Source organism: Stenotrophomonas sp. FR024 (assembly GCF_047500745.2).
Taxonomy (GTDB): Bacteria; Pseudomonadota; Gammaproteobacteria; order Xanthomonadales; family Xanthomonadaceae; genus Stenotrophomonas; species Stenotrophomonas maltophilia_A.
In genome coordinates this window covers 1,514-22,498 of sequence record NZ_JAXAXM020000034.1, presented here as the reverse complement: position 1 = coordinate 22,498, position 20,985 = coordinate 1,514, and the positions used below count along the sequence as shown (strand labels likewise).

Genomic DNA, 20,985 nt, shown 5'->3' with positions numbered 1-20,985 from the left:
ACTACCGCAAACCGCGCTACGGCGCGGTTTGCTTTTTCTGGCGGCGGGGCCAACCCCGCGGGCAGCCATGACCGATGGCCTTGGCAGCCCCGGCCGCACGGGCCTAACATCGGTTTTTTGCCGTCCTGCGGAGACCCCGATGAAACTGCGTCATGCCCTGCTGCCACTGAGCCTGCTGGCTGCCCTGCCCAGCGTTGCCGCTGCCCGTGGCCTGGAAGTCCGCGACATGGTGGCCATGGACCGCGTCTCCGCGCCGGTACTGACCACGGACGGTGGCACTGTGGTGTTCGCCAAGCGCAGCGTGGACGCCAACCTGAAGGCCTCCACCGCGCTGTTCGCGCGCAACCTGCGCACGCGTGACGCCGCTCCGCCGAAGCAGATCACCCCGGCTGGCTGGAGCGTCAATTCCGCGTCGCTGTCGGCCGATGGCCAGACCGTGTATTTCCTCAGTGCCAAGAACGGCAGCCAGCAGCTGTACGCGCAGCCGATCAACGGCGGCACCCCGCGCCAGCTGACCGACTTCCCGGTGGACGTGGACAGCTACCACGTGTCACCGCAGGACGACCGCGTGCTGTTCAGTGCCGGCGTGTTCCAGGCCTGTGCCTCGGACCTGGCATGCACCGAGAAGAAGCTGAAGGAAAAGAAGGACGCCAAGGCCAGCGGCCAGGTGTGGGATTCGCTGTTCGTGCGCCACTGGGATACCTGGAACGACGGCCGCCGCAACACCCTGTTCGTGGCACCGCTGCCGGCAGCCAAGGCCGGCGCGGTCAAGGGCGCCTCGGCGCTGAGCGCGACCATCGACGGCGATGCACCGTCCAAGCCGTTCGGTGGCAATGACGATTTCGCGTGGTCGCCGGATGGCGCCAGCGTGGTGGCCAGCATCCGCGTGGCCGGCAAGCAGGAGCCGTGGTCGACCAACTTCGACCTGTACCGCTTCGACGCTGCGGGCAAGCAGGCGCCGGTCAACCTGACCGCCTCCAATCCGGCCTGGGATGCCGGCCCGGTGTTCAGTGCCGACGGCAAGACCCTGTTCTACCGTGCGATGAAGCGCCCGGGCTTCGAGGCCGACCGCTTCGGCCTGATGGCGATGGACCTGGCCAGCGGCAAGAGCCGTGAGATCGCGCCGCAATGGGATCGCTCGGCTGGCGGCATCACCCTGTCCGCCGACGGCGCCAGCATCTACACCACCGCCGATGACCTCGGCGAGCACCCGCTGTTCCAGATCGACGTGGCCAGCGGCAAGGCCACCAAGCTGATCGGCGACGGCAGCGTGACCTCGGTCGACGTGGCCGGCACCAGCGTGGCGATCACCCGCAACAGCCTGAAGAGCAACGACCAAGTGCTGGTCGGCCTGCTGCCGGCCGCCGGCGAAGCCATCGGCGAGCTGCGCGCGCTGACCCCGGCCGCTGGCGACGTGCTCAAGGACGTCAGCTTCGGTGACTACGAACAGTTCGAGTTCAAGGGCTGGAACAACGACACCGTGCACGGCTATGTGGTCAAGCCGCACAACTACCAGGAAGGCAAGTCGTACCCGGTCGCGTTCCTGATCCACGGCGGCCCGCAGGGCAGCTTCGGCAATGGCTGGAGCTACCGCTGGAACCCGCAGACCTATGCAGGCCAGGGCTACGCCGTGGTGATGATCGACTTCCACGGTTCCACCGGCTATGGCCAGGCCTTCACCGATGCGATCAGCCAGCACTGGGGCGACCGTCCGCTGGAAGACCTGCAGAAGGGCTGGGACGCGGCGCTGAAGAAGTATTCCTTCCTCAACGGTGACAAGGCCTGTGCGCTGGGCGCCAGCTACGGCGGCTTCATGGTCAACTGGATCGCCGGCAACTGGAACGGCCCGTTCAAGTGCCTGGTCAACCATGACGGCGTGTTCGACCAGCGCATGATGGGCTACGCCACCGAAGAACTGTGGTTCACCGAGTGGGAGCAGGGCGGTACGCCGTACCAGAAGGCGGCGAACTACGAGAAGTTCAACCCGGTCAACCACGTGGCGGACTGGAAGAAGCCGATCCTGGTCATCCACGGCCAGCAGGACTTCCGTATTCCGGTCGAGCAGGGCCTGGCCGCGTTCACCGCCGCCCAGCGCCAGGGCATCGAATCGAAGTTCCTGTACTTCCCGGATGAAAACCACTGGGTGCTGAAGCCGAACAACAGCATCCTGTGGCATGACACCGTCAATGCCTGGCTGAAGCAGCACATCGGCAACTGATGACTGCAGCGCCGCCCTTCGGGGCGGCGCTTTTGTTTCGCCATCTGCTGTACCGGTGGGTGCCGACCGTTGGTCGGCACACCTTCCTGATCTGCCGCCCACAGCAGCCGGCCAGCGGCCGGCTCTACCCAGAGCGCCTGCATGCCCTCGACCGCCCTGATCCAGAACGACATCGTCGTCTTCGGTTTGATCGCCGCCACCCTCGGCGCCGTGTTCTGGACCGCCTCGCGCGAGCAGGGCCTGTGGAAACGCTTCTACACCTTCGTGCCGGCACTGCTGCTGTGCTACCTGATTCCCGGCATCTACAACACCGTCGGCCTGATCGACGGTCAGAACACCAAGCTCTACAACCCGATCGCACGCGACATCCTGCTGCCGGCAGCGTTGATCCTGCTGACCCTGGCGGTGGACATCAAAGGCATCCTGCGGCTCGGCCCGAAGCTGGTGCTGATGTACCTGGGTGCGTCCGCCAGCATCATGCTGGGTGCGGTGGTGGCTTTCCTGGTGATGCGCGCGCTGCATCCGGAAACGGTGGCCGGTGACACCTGGGCCGGCATGGCCGCACTGGCCGGCAGCTGGATCGGCGGCGGTGCCAACATGCTGGCGATGCGCGAAGTGTTCGACGTCAACGCCACCACGTTCGGCCAGTTCGCGGTGGTCGATGTCGGTGTCGGTTACGTGTGGATGGCCGCGCTGATCTTCCTGGCCGGGCGCGCAGCGAAGATCGACGCGCGCAGCGGTGCCGACACGTCGGCCATCGATGAGCTGAAGGAGCGCATCGCGCGCTTCCAGGCCGAGCATGAGCGCGTTCCCAGCCTCACCGACCTGATGCTGATCGTGGCAGTGGCCTTCGGCGGCGTGGGTCTGTCACACGCGATCGGTGCGCCGCTGGCAGCATGGTTCAAGGCCAATGTCAGCTGGGCCTCGCAGTTCAGCCTGGATGCGCCGTTCGTGTGGGTGGTGGTGCTGTCGACCACGCTGGGCCTGAGCCTGAGCTTCACCCGTGCACGCACGCTGGAAGGTGCGGGCGCCTCGCGGCTGGGTTCGCTGCTGCTGTACTTCCTGATTGCCTGCATCGGCATGCAGATGGATCTGCTGGCGCTGCTGGACCGCCCGTGGCTGTTCCTGCTCGGCCTGATCTGGATTGCCGTGCACATCGCGCTGCTGTGGTGCCTGGGCAAGCTGCTGAAGGTGCCGTTCTTCTATTTCGCGATCGGTTCGCAGTCGAACATCGGTGGCCCGGCTTCGGCGCCGGTGGTGGCTGCAGCGTTCCATCCGGCCCTGGCGCCGGTGGGCGTGTTGCTGGGCACGATGGGCTACGCCACCGGCACCTACCTGGCCTACATCGTCGGCATTACCCTGCGCGCGCTGGCAGGGCAGGGCTGATGGGGTAGTGCCGGCCGCTGGCCGGCAACCAGGTAATGCTGCACGGGTTCATGAGGTTGCCGGCCAACGGCCGGCACTACCGATGCGTTACGCCACCGGCAATCCGCGTTCGATCAACCACGCCTTCGCGTCTTCGGCGTCCTGCTCGAACCGCGCCGAGTGAAAAGAGGGGCGCCGCAAGGTCCGGCGCGTCGCCACGCGCCCGTGGCCAACCGCGCCCGCGGCTTTACGCCACCGGCAACCCGCGTTCGACCAGCCACGCTTTCGCGTCTTCGGCGTCCTCTTCAAACCACGCTTTCGTAGACCCCAGCCGATACGTATACCCCCAGGCATCCATGTCGGCCATCAACCGCGCACTGCCAACGCCAGGCAGCTGCCCGGCCAGCACGATCTGCAGGTAGCAGGTGGCATCTTCCTCGGCCACCGAGTCGGTGGCGTCGGTATGCACCTGCGCACGCCGCTCCGGCGGCAGCACGATCAGATGGCAGGCTTCGTGCAGCATCGAGTGCACGGGCGTGTCATCGCGCACGTACACGTTGCTGGCGATGATGCCGGCCTCGGGCTCGCCCCAGTAGCTGCCGGGAATCGGTTCACCGGCCGCGACGTGGTGCAGCTGCAGGCCATGCGCGGCGAGCAGGCACTGCGCATCAGCGAAGGCGATGTCGCCCACGCAGGTGATGTCCACGGCGGTTGTTGTATCGGTCATGCGGGTCAGGCAGCCCCGCCCGTGCAGGCACGGGCGGGGCAGAGCTTCAGGGTTTGTCCGGGCCTTCAGGCAGCGCCACGGAGATGTCCAGCACATCGTGCTGGCCATCCTTCACCAGGTCGACCTTCACTGCATCGACGTCGATGTTCACGTACTTCTTGATCACTTCCAGCAGCTCGCGCTGCAGCAGCGGCAGGTAATCGGGGCCGCCGCGGTTGCTGCGCTCCTGCGCGATGATGATCTGCAGGCGGTTCTTGGCGGTTTCGGCGGTGGTCTTCTTCGCTTTGAGGAAATCAAACAGGCCCATGCTTACCCTCCGAACAGCTTGCTGAAGAAGCCCTTCTTCTCGACGTTGGTGAAGCGCATCGGGCGTTCTTCGCCGAGGATGCGCGCGACGGCGTCGTCGTAGGCCTGGCCGGCTGCGGACTCGACATCCAGGATGACCGGCTCGCCCTTGTTGGAGGCGTTGAGCACGTCACCCGACTCGGGGATCACGCCAATCGCCTTCAGGCCGAGCACTTCCTCGACGTCGGCGATGCTGAGCATCTCGCCGCTTTCCACGCGCAGCGGGGTGTAGCGGGTCAGCAGCAGGAAGGCCGGCACGTCCTGGCCGGACTCGGCCTTGTGGGTCTTCGAGTCGAGCAGGCCGATGATGCGGTCCGAGTCGCGCACCGACGACACTTCCGGGTTCACCACCACCACCGCACGGTCGGCGAAGTACATCGCCAGGAAGGCGCCCTTCTCGATGCCGGCCGGGGAGTCGCAGATGATGTAGTCGAAGCCGTCGGCGGCCAGGTCCTTCAGGACCTTGCCCACGCCTTCCTGGGTCAGTGCGTCCTTGTCGCGGGTCTGCGAGGCGGCCAGCACGTACAGGTTCTCGAAGCGCTTGTCCTTGATCAGGGCCTGCTTGAGGGTCGCTTCGCCGTGCACGACGTTGACGAAGTCGTACACCACGCGGCGTTCGCAGCCCATGATCAGGTCGAGGTTGCGCAGGCCGACGTCGAAGTCGATCACCGCCACCTTCTTGCCGCGCCGTGCCAGGCCGCAGGCCAGGCTCGCGCTGGAAGTGGTCTTGCCGACGCCGCCCTTGCCGGAGGTGACTACGATGATTTCAGCCAAAGGACTTCTCCTGATGATTCTGTTTGGGTGCTGCGTCAGTCCAGCGCAGCGATCTTGATCTGGTCCTGTTCCAGCCACACCTGCACGGCCTTGCCGCGCAGGGAGTCCGGGACATCGTCCAGTACCTTGTAGTGGCCTGCAATGGCGACCAGTTCCGCATGGAAATCACGGCAGAAGATGCGTGCCGCGGTGTTGCCCTGTGCCCCTGCCAGCGCGCGGCCGCGCAGGGTGCCGTAGATGTGGATGCTGCCATCGGCGATGACCTCGGCGCCGGCGCCGACGGTGGCCATCACGGTCAGGTCGCAGTTTTCAGCGTACAGCTGCTGGCCCGAACGCACGTTGCCCAGCTGCATGCGGCCCGGCTGCGGTGCGGCGGCGTCGGCAACCTTGGCCACCGGCGTGGCCGGTGCCGGCTTCGGTTCGGCACGGGCTGCGCGACGCGGTTCCGGCGCGGGCGGCGGCGGCGGGGCCGGCTCGGCCTCGGCACGCTCGTACTGGGCGCGGAACTTGGCCAGCAGTGGCAGCCCGAGCTGCTGCGAGAGCAGGTCGACCGCGCTGGTGCCATAGGCCAGCGCCACCGGCAGCACGCCGGCACTGCGCAGGCCATCGACCAGCGCCTGCGCGGTGGCCACGTCCGGCACCTGGCTCAGGCCGCCGAAGTCGAGGATCACTGCGGCGCGGCCGAACAGTTTCGGCGCACGGGTGACGCGTTCGCGCATTTCCTGCACGAGGCGTTCGACATCAAGGGTACGGATGCGCAGGTTGGCGATGCCCACCTGGCCGATCTTCAGTTCACCGGCCTGTTCGTAATCGAAATTCACCGCCACGCTCAGGTCCCCGTCGGCCGCTGTGCCTGCGCCGGCAGATGCCGGGCACGTGTCCATGCCACATCAGGCAGCTTGCCGCCGTAGGTCTCCTGGACCCACGGGTAGCTGCACAGTTCCTTGGCCAGCATGCTGGCGCGCACGTCGACCTGCGGCATGGTGTTCTGGCCCAGCTCGCGGAAGCCGAAGCTGCCGTGGAAGAGCAGGGCGGCATCGGCGCCATGGTCGAGGAAGACTTCGCAGGTCATCTGCGGGTAGCGCAGCTCGGCAAAGCTCTGCGCGTCGGCATAGAACGCACGGCCGACGCCACCGCCACGACGGCGGCTGGCGACCACGATGCGGTCGATATAGAAGAACGGGGTGTCCAGCTGCTGCTTGAACCAGGCGAAGTTGCTGCTGTCGTGCTGGCTGTCGCTGCCGAAGCCGATCAGGAAGCCGGCCAGGTTGCCGTCGCGCTCGGCGACGCGGAAATATTCAGCGGTTTCGTAGAACAGGCGCAGGCGGGCCGCATCCAGGGGAAGGATGGCCAGGCCAGCGTTGTTGTTCAAAGCCAGGACGGAATCGAGCTCGTGCTCGCGCACGTCGCGGATGACAATCGACATTGTGACTCCGTGGGGTAACGCGGTTGGTCCGTCAAATTGGACCCTGCGCACGATTATTGCATGCCCGGGGTGGGCTGCGGCATGAACAGGGGACCTCGGATGCATGACTTCCGTGGGAGTGCGCGACGCGGGCCGGGCCCGTAGAGTGCTGGCATGTTGGGAGTCCTCAGCCATACCCGCGTCCTCCGTCTGGCCGGCCTGTTTACCTGGGTCATGGTCGGCCTGCCACTGGCGTACTCGCAATTCGAGAACCTGCACAGCCGCAGCGATATGGGCAGCTGGGCGATCCTGTTGTTCATCGCCTACCTGTCCTTCGGCGCCGCGTACTACTGGCTGACCCGCCTCCTGCGCAGTGACAGCAACAGTCACACCACCTGGCTGGACCGCGGCCTGCTGCTGCTGCTGACGGTTTCGGCGCTGGGCGTCAGTTTCCTCAGTGGTTCGGGCCTGGGCAGCATCCTGATGATGGTGGCTGCCGGCGTCATTCCGTGGATGCTGTCGGCGCGCCTGTGCGTGCTGTGGCTGCTGGTCAGCCAGCTGGCGGTGGCCCCGGTCTATTACATACTGCTGAACTTCCCGCTGTTCGAAGCCGTGATGCAATCGCTGCTGTATGGCGGCTTTTCCATGTTCATCTTCGTGACCAGCCTTGTCGCGAGACAGCAGACCCAGGCCCGCGACGAGCAGCGCAGGCTCAATTCGGAGCTGCGTGCCACTCGTGCCCTGCTGGCCGAAAGCGCCCGCGTCAACGAGCGAACCCGCATTTCGCGTGAGCTGCACGATCTTCTGGGGCATCAGCTGACCGCACTGACCCTGAACCTCGAAGTGGCCGGTCACCTGGCCGAGGGCCAGGCGCTGGACCATGTGAAGCGCTCGCATGCCTTGGCCAAGCTGCTGCTGGGCAACGTGCGTGAGGTGGTCAGCCAGCTGCGCGAGACCGGCGCCATCGATCTGGCGGCGGCGCTGCGCCCGCTGACCGAGAACGTGCCCTCGCTGGACATCCAGCTGGAGATCGAGGATCCGCTGAACGTGGAGGACCCGCAGCGGGCCCACGTGCTGCTGCGCTGTACCCAGGAGATCATCACCAACGCGGTGCGCCATGCCGGCGCCCGCCACCTGTGGATCAAGGTGTACCGTGAAGCCCCCGACCGGGTGGTGGTGGAGGCCCGCGACGACGGCGTCGGCGCGGATATGGTCAATGTGGGCAATGGCTTGCGCGGCATGCGCGAGCGCCTGCAACAATGTGGTGGCCAGCTGCAGGTCGAAACCCTTCCCGGTGAAGGCTTCCGGCTGCGGGCGACGGTGCCGGCAACGGTGCTGGTGGCCGCCCTTACCAAGGTTCCTGAAGGAGTGCGTTGATGATTCGCGTCTGCCTGGTCGACGACCAAACCCTGGTGCGGCAGGGAATCCGCTCCCTGCTGGCGCTCGACGACGGTATCGAGGTGGTGGCCGAGGCCGGCGATGGCCGGCAGGCGGTCGAGCTGATACCGCAGGTGCGCCCCGACGTGGTGCTGATGGACATGCGCATGCCGGTGATGTCCGGGCTGGAGGCGCTGCAGGTGCTGTCGCGCCAGGAGCAGCTGCCGCCGACCATCATCCTCACCACCTTCGACGACGACCAGCTGGTGCTGGCCGGGCTCAAGGCCGGAGCCAAGGGCTACCTGCTCAAGGACGTGACCCTGGCGCAGCTGGTCGGTGCCATCCGCACCGTGGCCGACGGCGGTTCGCTGGTGCAGCCGGCCGTGACCCAGCGCCTGCTGTCCGGCCTGGAGCACATGCGCAACGAGTTCGTCAGCCTGGACCGCCCGGACCCGTTGACCGACCGCGAGACCGAGATCCTGCGCCTGATGGCCAGTGGCTTCTCCAACAAGGAGATCGCCAACTCGCTGGGTGTGGCCGAAGGCACCATCAAGAACCACGTGTCCAACATCCTGTCCAAGCTGGGCGTGCGCGACCGTACGCGCGCCGTACTGAAGGCGTTCGAACTCCAGCTGGTCTGAGGAAAACCTTTTCAGGACAATGACTTGAGGTCCAGTCATGGCCCTCGGGTGGGGTTGCCCCCTACTTCACGGGTATCGGTATGCGGTACCCTTCGAATTCTTTGCCCATACAAATACGCAGCCGGCAGGGAAACCGGTGCGCCAATCCCGATAAACAATGCCCGCGAAGCCTGCTAGGATTGGCGCTTCGCTTCAATCAACCCGGCCGTGGGATCGGCCCCGGAGACTCTCTGAATGACCCGTATTATCGAGTTCCTGATCGCCTTGGGGATCGTGGCTGGCCTGTTCGTCATCATTGGCGTATGTCTGCCGGGCGAGCGTCACATCACCGAAAGCATCGAGACCAACCGCAAGATGACGATCGTGTACGACACGGTCAGCAGCCTGCGCCGCTTCAAGGACTGGAACCCGCTGGTACTGCGCGATCCCGCCGTTGAACTGAAGCTGTCCGGCCCGGCCTCCGGCGTCGGTGCCACTCTCGACTTCACCTCCAAGGACCTGGGCACCGGCTCCTGGAAGATCACCGAAGCCGAAGAGAACAAGCGTGTTGCGATCGCCATCGATGACGCCACCAAGGGTCACGACAAGATCACCACCTTCACGCTGGAGCCGACCGGCAAGGGTGGCCGCAACGTCAAGATCACCCAGGACTACTCGGTGAAGTACGGCTTCGACCTGTTCGGCCGTTATGCCGGCCTGTATGTCAGCCGCCAGATCGGCGACGACATCAAGATGGGTCTGTCGCGTATGGCCAACATGCTGGCCAGCGTCCCGAACGTGGACTACCGCACCCCGGAAGCCCCGCTGACCGATCTGGCCATCGTCAATGTGCCGGCTGAAGACCTGCTGGTCGTCAACGCCGGTAACGTGGACCGCGGTCAGGACACGATCACCAAGTCCATCAAGGACAACCAGGAGTGGATCAAGCGCGTGATGGAGGCCAATGGCCTTGAAGCCGCCGGTCCGTTCCGCATCATCACCACCGATTTCGGTCAGGAGAAGTACGCCTTCGACATCGCCCAGCCGGTGAAGAAGAAGGGTGCTGAAGGTGCCACCGCTGAAGAACTGACCGTCAAGATCGACGGCGGCGCTCCGGTCAAGTACGTGCACGTGGCCCCGCACCGTTCGGCGCATGCCGCCTACACCGGCCACATGGCGGGTCTGGACGTGGCCCGCAACGGCCTGCGTGCCTGGGCTGTGACCAACGGTTCGGAAGTGGTCGATCGCCCGTACGAAACCTGGAAGGACGGTCTGGACAAGTCGTTCACCCCGGAAGCGACCTACGACATCTACTGGGCCGTCAAGTAAGCCTCGGCTGACCCATGTAGTGTTGGACACGAAAACGCGCCGCTCATTGCGGCGCGTTTTTTTTTCATCTGGCGCCCGGCAAGGGCGCTGCGCAAGGAGCCCACATGTTCAATCTCGAACGTCGCGCACGTAAGCCATCACTGCTGGCCTGCCTGGGGGCGCTGCTGGCCGCCGCCTCTATCGGCCTGTCGGCCTATGCCTCGCACGGTGTGGCCGACCCGCTGGCGCAGCAGCATCTGAACATGGCGGCGCTCTATGCGTTCGCGCATGGCGCGGTACTGGTGGCGCTCGGGCCGCGCGCGCAGGGCGCGATCGCGCACCTGGCGTTGTACGTGCTGCTGCTGGGCGTGCTGCTGTTTTCCGGCAGCCTGGTGGGCGGTGCGTTGTGGCAGTGGCCGACGCGGATGGCACCGATCGGTGGCACCAGCATGATGGCCGGATGGGTGCTGCTGGCGATCAATGCGTTGAGGCGGTGACGGTCGCAGGGCTGTCGCTTCGATCCATGCCGATGCGATCCTAAGGGTTCATGGGCGTTACTTTTCTTTTCGCGCGAAAAGAAAAGTAACCAAAAGAAACGCGCCGCCGGCCGCGAGCCGATGCTGCGCATCGGTACCCTGTGCTCCTCGGTCCGTCGAGGAACGGTGCGGAGAGTAGCCGAGCATGGCTCGGCTCTACAGGATCGCAAGCACCTCTTCGCCCTCGTCGGACCTGCGGTGCTCGGCTCGCTTGAAGGCGGACCCAACAGCCGCGCGCTGATCCGTTATAGAGGCTTCGAGCGAAGCGACCCGCTTTTGTCTTTGCTCTCTTGTTCCATTCCGTGGCGGACGCACACGGAAACTGTCAGAGGCCGGGCGGGTGGGCTGGGCTGGGGTATCCGCGCCATGGATGGCGCGGCTAAGCCTCCAGGGACGGATTCACGGCGTCCCCTGCCCAGCCTACCCGCCCGGACAGCTCCATGAAGTTCGCCGTGCAGCCGCCACGAGGGGCTCAGCCGTTGGCCGGTTTCCAGCACCAGTGCCAGGGTTCGTAGACGATGCCGTGCGGGTTGTCGCGCGGGTAGCTCAGCTGGAAGCCATGCCCACCGGCATTCGCCTGCAGCCACGCAAACGCGTCGGTGGCTTCGAACGATTCTTCAGCCGGGGCATCGCCCGGTGTGCCGATGTCCAGCGCGTGGCCGCTGTGGTGTTCGCTGAAACCCGGGGCGGCATTGACCTTCAGGATCTCCGCCACGCTCAAGCCGCGCGCCAGCTTCCGTTCGAAGATGCCCAACTGGTAGGCATGGCTGCGGAAGCCGGAGATGGCGTCCAGCGCAATGCCATCCTGTGCCGCATGCAGTCGCATCCGTCGCCAGCCCTGCGCGGCGCCACGGCGCAGCCATAGCGGGCGGGCGAAGCGATCGCGGCCGGCAAAATGCAGCAGGCAGGGTTCGGGTTCCAGCGGCAGGCCGCTGTCGTCGGCGTAGCGCTGCGGGTCCAGGCCAAGCTGCTGCAGGCGCTGCTGCAACCCGGCCAGCGGCAGCCACTGATCTTCCAGTCCGGCGCCGAAGGGCCGTGCAGCCGCGGTGTCCAGCAGCGCCAGTGCATCCTCAACCCCGGGCTCGCGCGGCAGGCGCGGCACCATCGAATGCACGCCGTGCGGCAGTACCGCCGCCAGATAGCGGCCATCACGCTTGCGCCGCAGCACCCACTGCGCCTGCGACAGCAGGCGTGCATCCAGGTTGCTGCGTGCGCGCAACAGGTGGGCGGGCCACAGCTCGATGGCCTCGGTGTTGATCAGCAGGGGCGGGCGTCGTTGCATCGCCTCAGCTTACTGCCGTGGTGCCGACGCGGCCACCTTGCGCAGCGCATCGAGCAGCGCCTGCGGCCGGTCCACGCTGAGCAGCAGCGTGCTGCCATCACTGACCGGCAGGGCGAGGACACGCGCACGGTCGGTGACCAGGGCGAAGCCCTTGCCGCCTCCCTGCAGGCGGAAGTGGCCCGAGTAGAAGCCCGGCATTGAATAGCCATTGGTTTTGACACGGATGCCATAGCGGCGGTCACGCTGCAGGTCGACCACCTCGGCCTGGTCCAGCCGCAGCTGCGCCACCGGCACGCGCCGCCGGTACATCGTCGAGCGCACGTCCAGCACGTTGCCGGCCAGCTCCACCCGGCGGCGGAAGAATGCGGCCCCCAGCCCGACAGCGAGTACAGCGATGACGATCAGGCTCCATGCCGCACTGCCGCCCATCCGGAACCAGGGCGGCGACAGCGTTACTTCGATCCAGGGTGCGTTCGCCGGTGCCTTGTACAGCTGCGCATACAGGCAGGCCACGAAGGCAGCCAGCAGCGGCAGCACGATCCACAGCACGCGCAGCGGCGAACTCTCGGCCACGTCAAAGGGTTTCGGGTCACTGCCGCCCATGGTTCAGGCCTCCTTCTTGAACACCAGCATCGCCGGGCGCATCGGCGCCGGGATGATGATGTTGACCAGCTCCCAGCCCAGCTGGCCCTGCCGGCTCAGCTCGGCCTGGACATCCTCGGCCTTGAGTACGCCCATCATGGAGGTCTTGACCTCGATCGTCTGGTAGCTCCAGCGCTTGCTCATTCCTTGTCCTCCGGCGATGCCTTGGGTTTGGGCAGGCGTCCTGCCTTGCGCAGCGCGTCGCGCAGCACGTATTCGATCTGAGCGTTGAGGCTGCGCAGTTCGTCATCAGCCCAGCGCTGCGCCGCAGCCAGGACGTCGGCGTTGATGCGCAGCGGGTAGGCTTTCTTCTCACTCATGGGGGCTCCTGGCGGGGCGGTGGGGCGCCCCGTTGCGAGTGTGGCTCAATACAGCGAGCCTGCATTGACGATCGGCTGGGTGCCGCGGTCCGAGCACAGCACGGTCAGCAGGTTGCTGACCATGTGCGCCTTGCGTTCCTCGTCCAGCTGCACCACGCCGTTCTTCTGCAGTTCGGCCAGGGCCATCTCGACCATGCCGACCGCACCGGCAACGATGCGCGTGCGTGCGGCGATCACCGCGTTGGCCTGCTGCCGCTGCAGCATCGCCTGGGCGATTTCGGCGGCGTAGGCGAGGTGGCTGATGCGTGCGTCGATGACCTGCACGCCGGCGTCGGCCAGGCGCTCGGCCAGTTCGTTCTTCAGGTGCTGGGAAATCTCGCTGGCATGACTGCGCAGTGCCAGCTGGCCATCCTCATGCTGGTCGTAGGGGTAGCTGGTGGCCATCGCGCGCAGTGCCGATTCGGACTGGATGTGCACGAAGCTCTCGTAGTCGTCCACGTTGTAGACCGCCTCGGAGGCATCGACCACCTGCCAGACGATGACCGCCGCGATCTCGATCGGGCTGCCGTCCAGCTCGTTGACCTTCAGCTTGCCGCTCTCGAAGTTGCGCACGCGCTGGCTGACCCGGCGCTTGGCATAGAAGGGGTTGTTCCAGCGCAGGCCGTTGTCCTTCACGGTGCCCACGTATTTGCCGAACAGGCTCAGCACCGCCGCCTGGTTGGGCTGGACCGTGTACAGGCCGGCCAGGGCGAAGATCGCCAGCGCCGCCATCAGGATGCCTGCCAACATCAGCAGCAGGTTGGGGGAACCGGTGCTGGCCTTGGCTGCTACCCCCAGTACGAACAGGGCGCCGCCGGCGAGGGCGACAAGCAGGGCGCCGGCCAGCGTGCCGAGGCCGTTGAGCGAAGACAGCGACTTCTCTTTCATGGCGGTACGTCCTTGAGGGTTCGGAATGAAGATATCAAAGTGATATCACTTGTCGACTACCGTTCGTCGGATGCCGTGGCCGGGACGGTCGGCCAGCTAGAATGCCCACCCGCCTTCACATCGCTGCTGGAACCGCCATGGCCAAGCTTGGAACTCCGTTGTCCCCCTCCGCCACCCGCGTGCTGCTGCTGGGTTCGGGCGAACTCGGCAAGGAGGTGGCCATCGAGCTGCAGCGGCTGGGCGTGGAAGTGATCGCCGCCGACCGCTATGCCGATGCCCCGGCCATGCAGGTCGCGCACCGCTCGCACGTGATCGACATGCTCGATGCGATGGCCCTGCGTGCCCTGATCGCCCAGGAGCAGCCGCACCTGGTGGTGCCGGAGATCGAGGCCATTCACACCGAAACCCTGGTCCAGCTGGAACAGGAGCAGGGCCTGCGGGTGATCCCGACCGCGCGCGCCGCGCGCCTGACCATGGACCGCGAAGGCATCCGCCGCCTGGCCGCCGAAACCCTGGGCCTGCCGACCTCGCCGTACCGCTTCGTTGATACCGAGGCCGAATACCGCGCCGCTGTGGCCGCCATCGGCCTGCCGTGCGTGGTCAAGCCGGTGATGTCGTCCTCGGGCAAGGGCCAGAGCACGCTGCGCAGCGAGGCGGACATCGCCCCGGCGTGGGAGTACGCACAGACCGGTGGCCGCGCCGGTGCCGGTCGCTGCATCGTCGAGGGCTTCATCGACTTCGACTACGAGATCACCCTGCTGACCGTGCGCCATGCCGGTGGCACCTCGTTCTGCGCGCCGATCGGCCATCTGCAGAAGGACGGCGATTACCGCGAAAGCTGGCAGCCGCAGCCGATGTCGAGCGCGGCACTGGCGCGTGCCGAAGAGATCTCGCGTGCGATCACCGATGACCTCGGTGGCTGGGGCCTGTTCGGCGTCGAGCTGTTCGTGAAGGGCGACGAGGTGTGGTTCAGCGAAGTGTCGCCGCGCCCGCACGACACCGGCCTGGTGACGCTTGTTTCGCAGGAACTGAGCGAGTTCGCGCTGCACGCGCGCGCCATCCTCGGCCTGCCGATCCCGGTGATCCGCCAGAGCGGCCCGTCGGCCTCGTGCGCGCTGCTGGCGCATGGCGAGGGCGTGCCGTACTTCAACAACGTCGCCGCCGCACTGCAGGTGCCGGACACCGCCGTGCGCCTGTTCGGCAAGCCGAGCGTGCACGGCCATCGCCGCGTGGGCGTGACCCTGGCGCGCGCGGAAACCATCGACGAAGCGCGCGCCATCGCGCGTGATGCCGCCGACGCCATCGGCGTCGAACTGCGCCCGTAAAGCAAAAAGGGGACGGAGGGGATTAAGTCGTTTGTGGCACAAACGACTTAATCCCCTCCGTCCCCTTTTTATTATTTCACATCCACCCACACCAGGTGGTGGTCGCTGCCGTCGGCGATCTTCGCTTCCGGGCTTTCATTGGCCGGCCAGAACACGCCGCTGCCGATGTACTCGAAACCGGTCGAGGGCAGCACGTAGTCCAGGCGCATGGTGCCGGACTTCGGGCCGAAATCGCCGGTGGCATGGAACGGTGCGCCCTTGCGCTCGATGCCCTTGGCCGCATAGGCCAGGCTGGTCTGCTCGCCGCCGACGCTGCGCGGGGTGGGGTAGCGCAGCACGCGGGCGTTCTCGATCAGTTCGACGATCGCCTCATGGCGGCCATCGCCGTCGACCGGGTCGTTGTTGAGGTCGCCGAGGATCACGAAGCGCGCGTCCTGCGCCAGGCCGCCGCACTGGCCCTTGTCGTCGCACAGCCACGGCTTGTCACCCTTGGACAGGTATTCCTGCCACAGGCGTAGTTCGTCGTGGTTGCGCGCGGCGTTGCGCTTTTCCGGGCCGTCGAACACCGGCGGGGTCGGGTGCGAGACCAGCGCGTGCACCACGCCGGCCGGGGTCTTCACCGGCACGTCCCAGTGCGACTTCGACGACAGCCGCAGCTGCGACCACACGTGGTCGTTGTAGAAGCTCTTGCCGGTGCGCGGGTCGACCGGACGGATCGCGCCCGGCATCGCGCTCCACTTCAGCAGCTGGAAGCTGCGCACCTTGGCTTCATCGATCGGGTAGCGCGACAGCACCAGCATGCCGTACTGGCCCGGGTGCAGGCCGTAGCCCCAGGCATCGTTGCCGCGGCTGCGGCCTTCGCCGCCGACCACGCCGTTGTTGTCCAGGTCCAGGCCGCTGGGCACGCCGGTGTTGACCGGGGCCAGGTAGCGGTAGGCGAAGTGCAGCGGCTTGCCGCCGCCGGGCTGGGCCACTTCCAGGTAGCGTTTCTGGAACAGGTCGGCGGCGCGGTGGGCGTCGTCGAAATCGAATTCGTTCAGCAGCACCAGGTCCGGGCGCGCCTGCTGCAGCACCGCGGCGATCTTGCGCGCGTGCTCGCTGTCGCCTTCCAGTTCCTTGATCAGGCCACCGGTCTCATCGGAGTACAGCGAGGTGTTGTAGGTGGCCAGGCGCAGCGCAGCGGACGGCTTTTCGGTCATCGCAGGGGAAGTGGCGAAGGCGGGGGCGGTGGCGCCGCAGAGCAGGGCCAGGGCGAGGATCTGGGGTCGGAGGTTCATGCGCCGTATTGTGCACCCGGCCCGGTGTCAGTGGTTTGTCAGCGTCCGTCCAGTTCGTCGTCGAAATCGTGCCAGCGGCGGCCGTCGTAGGCTTCCAGCGGTCGATAGCGCCGTTTGTAGTCCATCTTCTGATGCCCGCGGATCCAGTAGCCCAGGTATACGTGCGGCAGGCCCTCGCGGCGGGCCCATTCGATCTGCTGCAGGATCGCGAAGGTGCCCAGCCCACGCGCGGCATGGTCCGGGTCGAAGAAGGTGTAGACCGCCGACAGGCCATGCTCGGTGACGTCGGTCACCGCCACCCCCAGCAGCTGGCTGGGCTGGCCATCGTGGCCGGGCAGGCGCATCTCCATGAAGCGGGTGTGTGACCAGCTGCCGATCAGGAACTGCTCGAACTCGTGCGGGCCGTGGTCATCCATGCCGCCGTTGGCATGGCGGTGGGTCAGGTAGCGGTGATACAGCGCGAACAGGTCGTCGCGGGCGGTGGCGGCGGTGATCCGCACCTCCAGGTCTTCATTGCGGGCGGCACAGCGGCGCTGGCTGCGGTCCGGGGCGAAGCGCGCCACCGGGATGCGCACCGCCACGCAGGCCTGGCAGTGCGCGCAATGCGGCCGGTAGACCAGGTCGCCGCTGCGGCGGAAGCCCCAGCTCAGTGCCAGCGGGTACAGGCCGCCAAGGCGGCGATCGTGCGGGTCCAGCACCAGGTCGCGCGCCACCCGGTCCGACCAGTACCCGCAGGGGTGCTCGCCGGTCTGGAAAAGCCGCAGTTCGTCGTCTCTGTCGCCGTGTATCGCCATGGGCACAGCATAGCCCCAGCCTGTCGCAGTGGCGGCGACTGTCCGCCGGATGAATGGAACCGGCAGCGGCGTCAACCGATGACGCGCCTCGGGCGTTGTTGTCTCCCGAGGGTGAAGTGATCACCCCGACGCAATCCCCATCCCCAGGAGTGACCCCATGATCCGTACCCCCCTGCTGCTGGCCCTGCTGCTCGGCACTTCCGCCACCGGTATCGCGCTGGCCGCCGATGCCCCGACTGCGCCGGCGCAGCGCCCGGCCAAGCTGGACACCAACGGCGACGGCGTCATCGACCGCAGCGAAGCCGCTGCCAACCCGCGCCTGGCCGCGAAGTTCGACGAGCTGGACAAGAACAAGGACGGCAAGCTCTCGCGCGATGAGCTGCCGCGCTGGCAGCATGGTCGCCGTGGTGGCCACGGCGGTGAGCGCTGGGCCAAGCTGGACGTCAACAAGGACGGCCGCATCAGCCGCGAGGAAGCCAAGGCCGATCCGCGCCTGGCCGCGCGCTTCGACGAGCTCGACCTCAACAAGGACGGTTACCTGGACAAGGCCGACCGCGAGCTGCGCATGAAGCAGCGTCGTGATGCCTGGTTCGCTGCCGCCGACACCAACAAGGATGGCCAGCTGAGCAAGGCCGAGTTCGATGCCGCCAAGGGCCCGATGCATGGTGGCCCGCGCCACGGCGGTCCGCGCGATGGCGCGGCGCCGAAGCCGCAGCGCTGAGGTTCAACGCAGTGAATGACGACAACGCCGGCGCACTGCCGGCGTTGTCCGTTACAGGCGGCCGCTGCGCATCAGTGAGTACACCACCAGCGCGATGACCATCAGGTTCATCGCGATGATGCCGGTGCGGCCGTACATCGATTCGAACTTCCAGTTGATGCCGGTGCGTCCGCGGCGGGCCGAATCGCGCGCGATCATCGGTGCCATCACCCGCTGCAGCGGCACCAGGCACTGGTAGTTGACCACGCCCAGGCCTACCGCCAGCACCGTCAGCTGCGTCCAGACCGGCGCCTGCAGCATCACAGCCAGCAGGATCGCCAGGCACCAGAACATGCCGGTGATGATGTTGAAGTAGAGGAAGCGGCGCACGTCGGCGCGCTCGGATGCCGTTTCGGTGTACGACATCAGGAAGCGTCCGCCCAGATAGCTGCCGATCGCTCCACCGACCACGCCGCCGATCACCGCCCCCCAGCTTTCGGCCGGCAGCACGTGCAGCTGGCCCAGCGTGGCAGTCAGCGAGCCCATCGCGGTGCCGCCCGCAGCGCTGGCACCGCCGAGGCCAAGCTTGCTGCCGCCGATGCCGACACCGGTGCCGAGCACCACCGCAGCACTGGCCGTGCCGGGCGCAGCCACCAGTACCATCGAAACCACCGCCGTAGCGAACGCGGCACTGGGTGCGCTGCTGCGCGCGAACTCGCCGAAGCGTTGCAGCAGGCCGTCGCGCACCAGAGCGCGGGCACGCGACAGGCGCTTGCGTACGGCGGCGTCACTGAGCCCAAGCAGGTCGGCCACCTGCTGCGAGCGCTGGCCTTCGCGGTAGTACAGCAACAGTACTTCGCGGCTGTCGGCCGGCAACGCGGAAATGATGTCCTCGGCGGCGATCTCTTCTTCCACCCGTTGCAGCCGGTCGGCCGCGCCCGGGGCCGGGTCGGCGGCCATGCCCATCGCCACCTCGGCGGCCTCGCCGGTCAGCGGCCGGCCGCGCTGCGCGCGCAGCCAGTCGCGGGCCAGGTTGCGGGTGATCTGCCGCAGCCAGGGCAGGAAACTGGTCGAGCTGCGCAGCTGGTGCAGCTGCTGCCAGCCCTTCACGAAGGCCTCCTGGGCGATGTCCTCGCTGGCCTGACGATCGCGGGTGATGGCCAGCGCGATGGCGGTAACCGTGTTCTGGCAGGCCAACACGATGCGGCCATAGGCGTGCTGGCAACCGCTGGCAGCGGCAGGCAGTTCGCGTTCCAGGGTCTGGTCGATCGATGCGGCGAACGTCGTCATGGCGGCGGCTCTCCTGCTGGGATTGTGTCCCAAGACGGAGCCGCGCGCCGAATGTGACCGGCCTTCTGCACGGTAGTGCCGGCCGCTGGCCGGCAACCTCATGACAATAAAGGGGACGGAGGGGATTAAGTCGTTTGTGCCACAAACGACTTAATCCCCTCCGTCCCCTTTTTCGGCTGCCGGCCGGCGGCCGGCACTACCCGTGCGTCACTTCGAGGGCTGGATGCGAACCCGGATTTCTTCCTCTTCCGGTGCGGCCTGCGAAGCCGGTTGCGCCTGCTGCGGCTGGGTCTGCGGGGCAGGGGCCGGTGCGACCGGCGCCGGGGCGCCACGATGGCGCAGGCCGATCACCAGCGCCACGCCGGCGATCACCACCAGCAGGCCGATGCGGATGCGCCAGGCCCAGCCGCGGCCGCCGCCGGTCGTCTCTGCGGTGTCGCGGAAGGCGAATTCGGCGGTCGGATGGTCGCGGCGGGTGGTGTCGAGCAGCCGCGCCTCGCGCAGGATTTCACGCGCGCGCGGCTGGTCGTCGGCGCGCACGATCCACACCGCTGGGTAGGCGTTGGCGTTGCCCAGGTCGGTATAGCTGAACTGGCCGCGGCGACGGGTCTTGTACGAGCGCCCATTGGTCACCTTGACGTCGATGCCATGCCCGCGCAGGAGCTCGGCGACGCCTTCAACGGTTTCCACACGCTGGCTGCTGAAGATCTGGCGCATCGGATCAGTCCTTGGCCGGCACGGCGGCGGCCGCGGCCTGGTCGGGAACCACGCGGATCAGGCCTTCCTGCGCGGTGCTGGCCACCAGTACGCCATTGCGGGTGAAGAACTGGCCGCGGGCCAGGCCGCGCGAATCCTGCGCGCTGGGGCTGTCCAGCGAGTACAGCAGCCAGTCGTCGGCACGGAACGGGCGGTGGAACCAGATCGCGTGGTCGAGCGAGGCCATCTGCACGTGCGGGTGGTAGTAGCTGATGCCGTGCGGGAACGTGGCGGTGCCCAGCAGGTGGAAGTCGGAGGCGTAGGCCAGCAGCGCCTGGTGCAGCTCCGGGGCATCGCCGACCGGCTCGCTCAGGCGCAGCCACACCTGGTGGTAGGGCGGGCGCTTGGGCGGGTTGAGTTCGTCACGCGGGTAGACGTGGCGGAACTCGAACGGGCCGCCGCGTGACAGCCAGCGCTGCACCTTGATTGGCAGCCGCTCCAGCACTTCGGCCGGCAGCGGACGGTTCGGTTCGATGTCTTCCGGCTGCGGCACTTCGGGCATCTTGTGCTGGTGCTCGGCGCCGGTCTCGGCCTGCTGGAACGAGGCCGCGCAGAAGAAGATCACCTTGCCGTGCTGGATCGCAGTGACGCGGCGCACCGAGAAACTGCCGCCGTCGCGGGTACGGTCCACGTCGTAGACGATGGGGTGGTCGATGTTGCCGGCGCGCAGGAAGTAGGCGTGCAGCGAGTGCACGTGGCGCCCGTTGTCGACTGTGGCCTGCGCCGCAGCCAGCGCCTGGCCCAGCACCTGGCCGCCGAACACGTACTTGGTGCCGATGTCGCGGCTCTGCCCGCGGAACAGGTTGTCCTCCAGCCGCTCCAGGGTGAGCAGGTCGATCAGCTCGGAGACGACGGGTTCGGGCGTGTCGTTCAAGGGGGCGGCCACAGCAATGAAGAGGCCCCGATTATACCGTTGCAGGCCAGTCCATCATTGGTAGTGCCGGCCGCTGGCCGGCAACCTCATGATCCTCCTGGGGCACCTGCGGTTGCCGGCCAG

At 66.9% G+C, this 20,985-nt stretch carries 23 protein-coding genes; 8 read left to right on the top strand and 15 right to left on the bottom strand.

What is annotated here, in order from left to right:
• Nucleotides 1-139: 139 nt before the first annotated feature.
• Together ACMZ91_RS21290 and ACMZ91_RS21285 are read left to right on the top strand one after the other, a co-directional pair.
• Complete coding sequence (locus ACMZ91_RS21290) at nucleotides 140-2,218, top strand: alpha/beta hydrolase family protein (protein WP_149909369.1); 2,079 nt, start codon at nucleotides 140-142, stop codon at nucleotides 2,216-2,218.
• Nucleotides 2,219-2,359: 141 nt separating this feature from the next.
• Nucleotides 2,360-3,604: a DUF819 family protein gene (locus ACMZ91_RS21285; protein ID WP_032127606.1), complete on the top strand. Its 1,245-nt coding sequence runs from the start codon at nucleotides 2,360-2,362 to the stop codon at nucleotides 3,602-3,604.
• 226 nt (nucleotides 3,605-3,830) lie between these two features.
• Here ACMZ91_RS21285 and ACMZ91_RS21280 read toward each other — a convergent pair whose 3' ends face one another.
• Genes ACMZ91_RS21280 through ACMZ91_RS21260 form a run of 5 tightly spaced genes read right to left on the bottom strand, consistent with a single transcriptional unit; the run spans nucleotide 3,831 to nucleotide 6,855 of the window.
• The gene (locus ACMZ91_RS21280) at nucleotides 3,831-4,310 is read right to left on the bottom strand and encodes a hypothetical protein (RefSeq protein WP_049398895.1); all 480 of its coding nucleotides are present in this window, start codon (nucleotides 4,308-4,310) and stop codon (nucleotides 3,831-3,833) included.
• Between the two features lie 46 nt (nucleotides 4,311-4,356).
• Complete coding sequence (gene minE, locus ACMZ91_RS21275; RefSeq protein WP_004148073.1) at nucleotides 4,357-4,617, bottom strand: cell division topological specificity factor MinE; 261 nt, start codon at nucleotides 4,615-4,617, stop codon at nucleotides 4,357-4,359.
• A gap of 2 nt (nucleotides 4,618-4,619) precedes the next feature.
• Complete coding sequence (gene minD, locus ACMZ91_RS21270; RefSeq protein ID WP_010483375.1) at nucleotides 4,620-5,429, bottom strand: septum site-determining protein MinD; 810 nt, start codon at nucleotides 5,427-5,429, stop codon at nucleotides 4,620-4,622.
• Between the two features lie 35 nt (nucleotides 5,430-5,464).
• The gene (minC, locus tag ACMZ91_RS21265; protein ID WP_050509775.1) at nucleotides 5,465-6,313 is read right to left on the bottom strand and encodes a septum site-determining protein MinC; all 849 of its coding nucleotides are present in this window, start codon (nucleotides 6,311-6,313) and stop codon (nucleotides 5,465-5,467) included.
• Nucleotides 6,259-6,855, bottom strand: a complete 597-nt coding sequence (locus ACMZ91_RS21260) for a GNAT family N-acetyltransferase (protein ID WP_032127604.1) — start codon at nucleotides 6,853-6,855, stop codon at nucleotides 6,259-6,261. Before ACMZ91_RS21260 ends, minC begins: the two co-directional genes overlap by 55 nt.
• A 153-nt stretch (nucleotides 6,856-7,008) precedes the next feature.
• Between ACMZ91_RS21260 and ACMZ91_RS21255 the strand changes: the two genes are divergently transcribed.
• The 4 genes from ACMZ91_RS21255 to ACMZ91_RS21240 all read left to right on the top strand — a co-directional run bounded on the left by ACMZ91_RS21255 (nucleotide 7,009) and on the right by ACMZ91_RS21240 (nucleotide 10,636).
• A complete protein-coding gene (locus ACMZ91_RS21255; protein WP_414576697.1) occupies nucleotides 7,009-8,211 on the top strand; it encodes a sensor histidine kinase in 1,203 nt (400 codons plus the stop codon).
• Nucleotides 8,211-8,852, top strand: a complete 642-nt coding sequence (locus ACMZ91_RS21250; RefSeq protein ID WP_006424175.1) for a response regulator — start codon at nucleotides 8,211-8,213, stop codon at nucleotides 8,850-8,852. The genes ACMZ91_RS21255 and ACMZ91_RS21250 overlap by 1 nt, the downstream gene beginning before the upstream one ends.
• 234 nt (nucleotides 8,853-9,086) lie before the next feature.
• Complete coding sequence (locus tag ACMZ91_RS21245) at nucleotides 9,087-10,160, top strand: polyketide cyclase (RefSeq protein WP_032127602.1); 1,074 nt, start codon at nucleotides 9,087-9,089, stop codon at nucleotides 10,158-10,160.
• 104 nt (nucleotides 10,161-10,264) lie between these two features.
• The gene (locus tag ACMZ91_RS21240; RefSeq protein WP_019659313.1) at nucleotides 10,265-10,636 is read left to right on the top strand and encodes a DUF423 domain-containing protein; all 372 of its coding nucleotides are present in this window, start codon (nucleotides 10,265-10,267) and stop codon (nucleotides 10,634-10,636) included.
• Nucleotides 10,637-11,147: 511 nt separating this feature from the next.
• Here ACMZ91_RS21240 and ACMZ91_RS21235 read toward each other — a convergent pair.
• Genes ACMZ91_RS21235 through ACMZ91_RS21215 form a run of 5 tightly spaced genes read right to left on the bottom strand, consistent with a single transcriptional unit; the run spans nucleotide 11,148 to nucleotide 13,846 of the window.
• Nucleotides 11,148-11,957, bottom strand: coding sequence for a M15 family metallopeptidase (locus tag ACMZ91_RS21235; RefSeq protein WP_049424331.1), 810 nt, complete (start codon nucleotides 11,955-11,957; stop codon nucleotides 11,148-11,150).
• A gap of 9 nt (nucleotides 11,958-11,966) precedes the next feature.
• Nucleotides 11,967-12,560, bottom strand: coding sequence for a PH domain-containing protein (locus ACMZ91_RS21230; protein WP_032127599.1), 594 nt, complete (start codon nucleotides 12,558-12,560; stop codon nucleotides 11,967-11,969).
• A gap of 3 nt (nucleotides 12,561-12,563) precedes the next feature.
• On the bottom strand, nucleotides 12,564-12,743 hold the full coding sequence (locus ACMZ91_RS21225; protein WP_032127598.1) for a DUF4177 domain-containing protein: 180 nt from the start codon (nucleotides 12,741-12,743) through the stop codon (nucleotides 12,564-12,566).
• On the bottom strand, nucleotides 12,740-12,919 hold the full coding sequence (locus tag ACMZ91_RS21220) for a type II toxin-antitoxin system antitoxin (RefSeq protein ID WP_049398902.1): 180 nt from the start codon (nucleotides 12,917-12,919) through the stop codon (nucleotides 12,740-12,742). Before ACMZ91_RS21220 ends, ACMZ91_RS21225 begins: the two co-directional genes overlap by 4 nt.
• Nucleotides 12,920-12,964: 45 nt before the next feature.
• Entirely contained in the window at nucleotides 12,965-13,846 is an 882-nt protein-coding gene (locus tag ACMZ91_RS21215) for an SPFH domain-containing protein (RefSeq protein WP_100437534.1), read from the bottom strand.
• A 137-nt stretch (nucleotides 13,847-13,983) separates the two neighbouring features.
• On the opposite strand from ACMZ91_RS21215, the gene purT reads away from it, so the two are divergent.
• Complete coding sequence (gene purT, locus ACMZ91_RS21210) at nucleotides 13,984-15,171, top strand: formate-dependent phosphoribosylglycinamide formyltransferase (protein ID WP_049404703.1); 1,188 nt, start codon at nucleotides 13,984-13,986, stop codon at nucleotides 15,169-15,171.
• 71 nt (nucleotides 15,172-15,242) lie between these two features.
• Here purT and ACMZ91_RS21205 read toward each other — a convergent pair whose 3' ends face one another.
• The gene (locus tag ACMZ91_RS21205; RefSeq protein ID WP_164081499.1) at nucleotides 15,243-16,448 is read right to left on the bottom strand and encodes an endonuclease/exonuclease/phosphatase family protein; all 1,206 of its coding nucleotides are present in this window, start codon (nucleotides 16,446-16,448) and stop codon (nucleotides 15,243-15,245) included.
• Nucleotides 16,449-16,486: 38 nt separating this feature from the next.
• Complete coding sequence (locus ACMZ91_RS21200) at nucleotides 16,487-17,242, bottom strand: arginyltransferase (RefSeq protein WP_012510405.1); 756 nt, start codon at nucleotides 17,240-17,242, stop codon at nucleotides 16,487-16,489.
• Between the two features lie 157 nt (nucleotides 17,243-17,399).
• Between ACMZ91_RS21200 and ACMZ91_RS21195 the strand changes: the two genes are divergently transcribed.
• Nucleotides 17,400-17,963: an EF-hand domain-containing protein gene (locus ACMZ91_RS21195; protein WP_049398907.1), complete on the top strand. Its 564-nt coding sequence runs from the start codon at nucleotides 17,400-17,402 to the stop codon at nucleotides 17,961-17,963.
• 51 nt (nucleotides 17,964-18,014) lie between these two features.
• On the opposite strand, the gene ACMZ91_RS21190 is transcribed toward ACMZ91_RS21195, so the two are convergent.
• From ACMZ91_RS21190 to tesB, 3 genes are all read right to left on the bottom strand, one after another.
• Nucleotides 18,015-19,232, bottom strand: coding sequence for an RNA polymerase sigma factor (locus tag ACMZ91_RS21190; RefSeq protein ID WP_414576702.1), 1,218 nt, complete (start codon nucleotides 19,230-19,232; stop codon nucleotides 18,015-18,017).
• Nucleotides 19,233-19,439: 207 nt separating this feature from the next.
• Nucleotides 19,440-19,949 (bottom strand): pathogenicity-like protein, encoded by a 510-nt coding sequence (locus ACMZ91_RS21185; protein WP_414578638.1) that lies wholly within the window; start codon nucleotides 19,947-19,949, stop codon nucleotides 19,440-19,442.
• Between the two features lie 4 nt (nucleotides 19,950-19,953).
• Nucleotides 19,954-20,874: an acyl-CoA thioesterase II gene (gene tesB / locus ACMZ91_RS21180; protein ID WP_004148214.1), complete on the bottom strand. Its 921-nt coding sequence runs from the start codon at nucleotides 20,872-20,874 to the stop codon at nucleotides 19,954-19,956.
• Nucleotides 20,875-20,985: the final 111 nt, after the last annotated feature.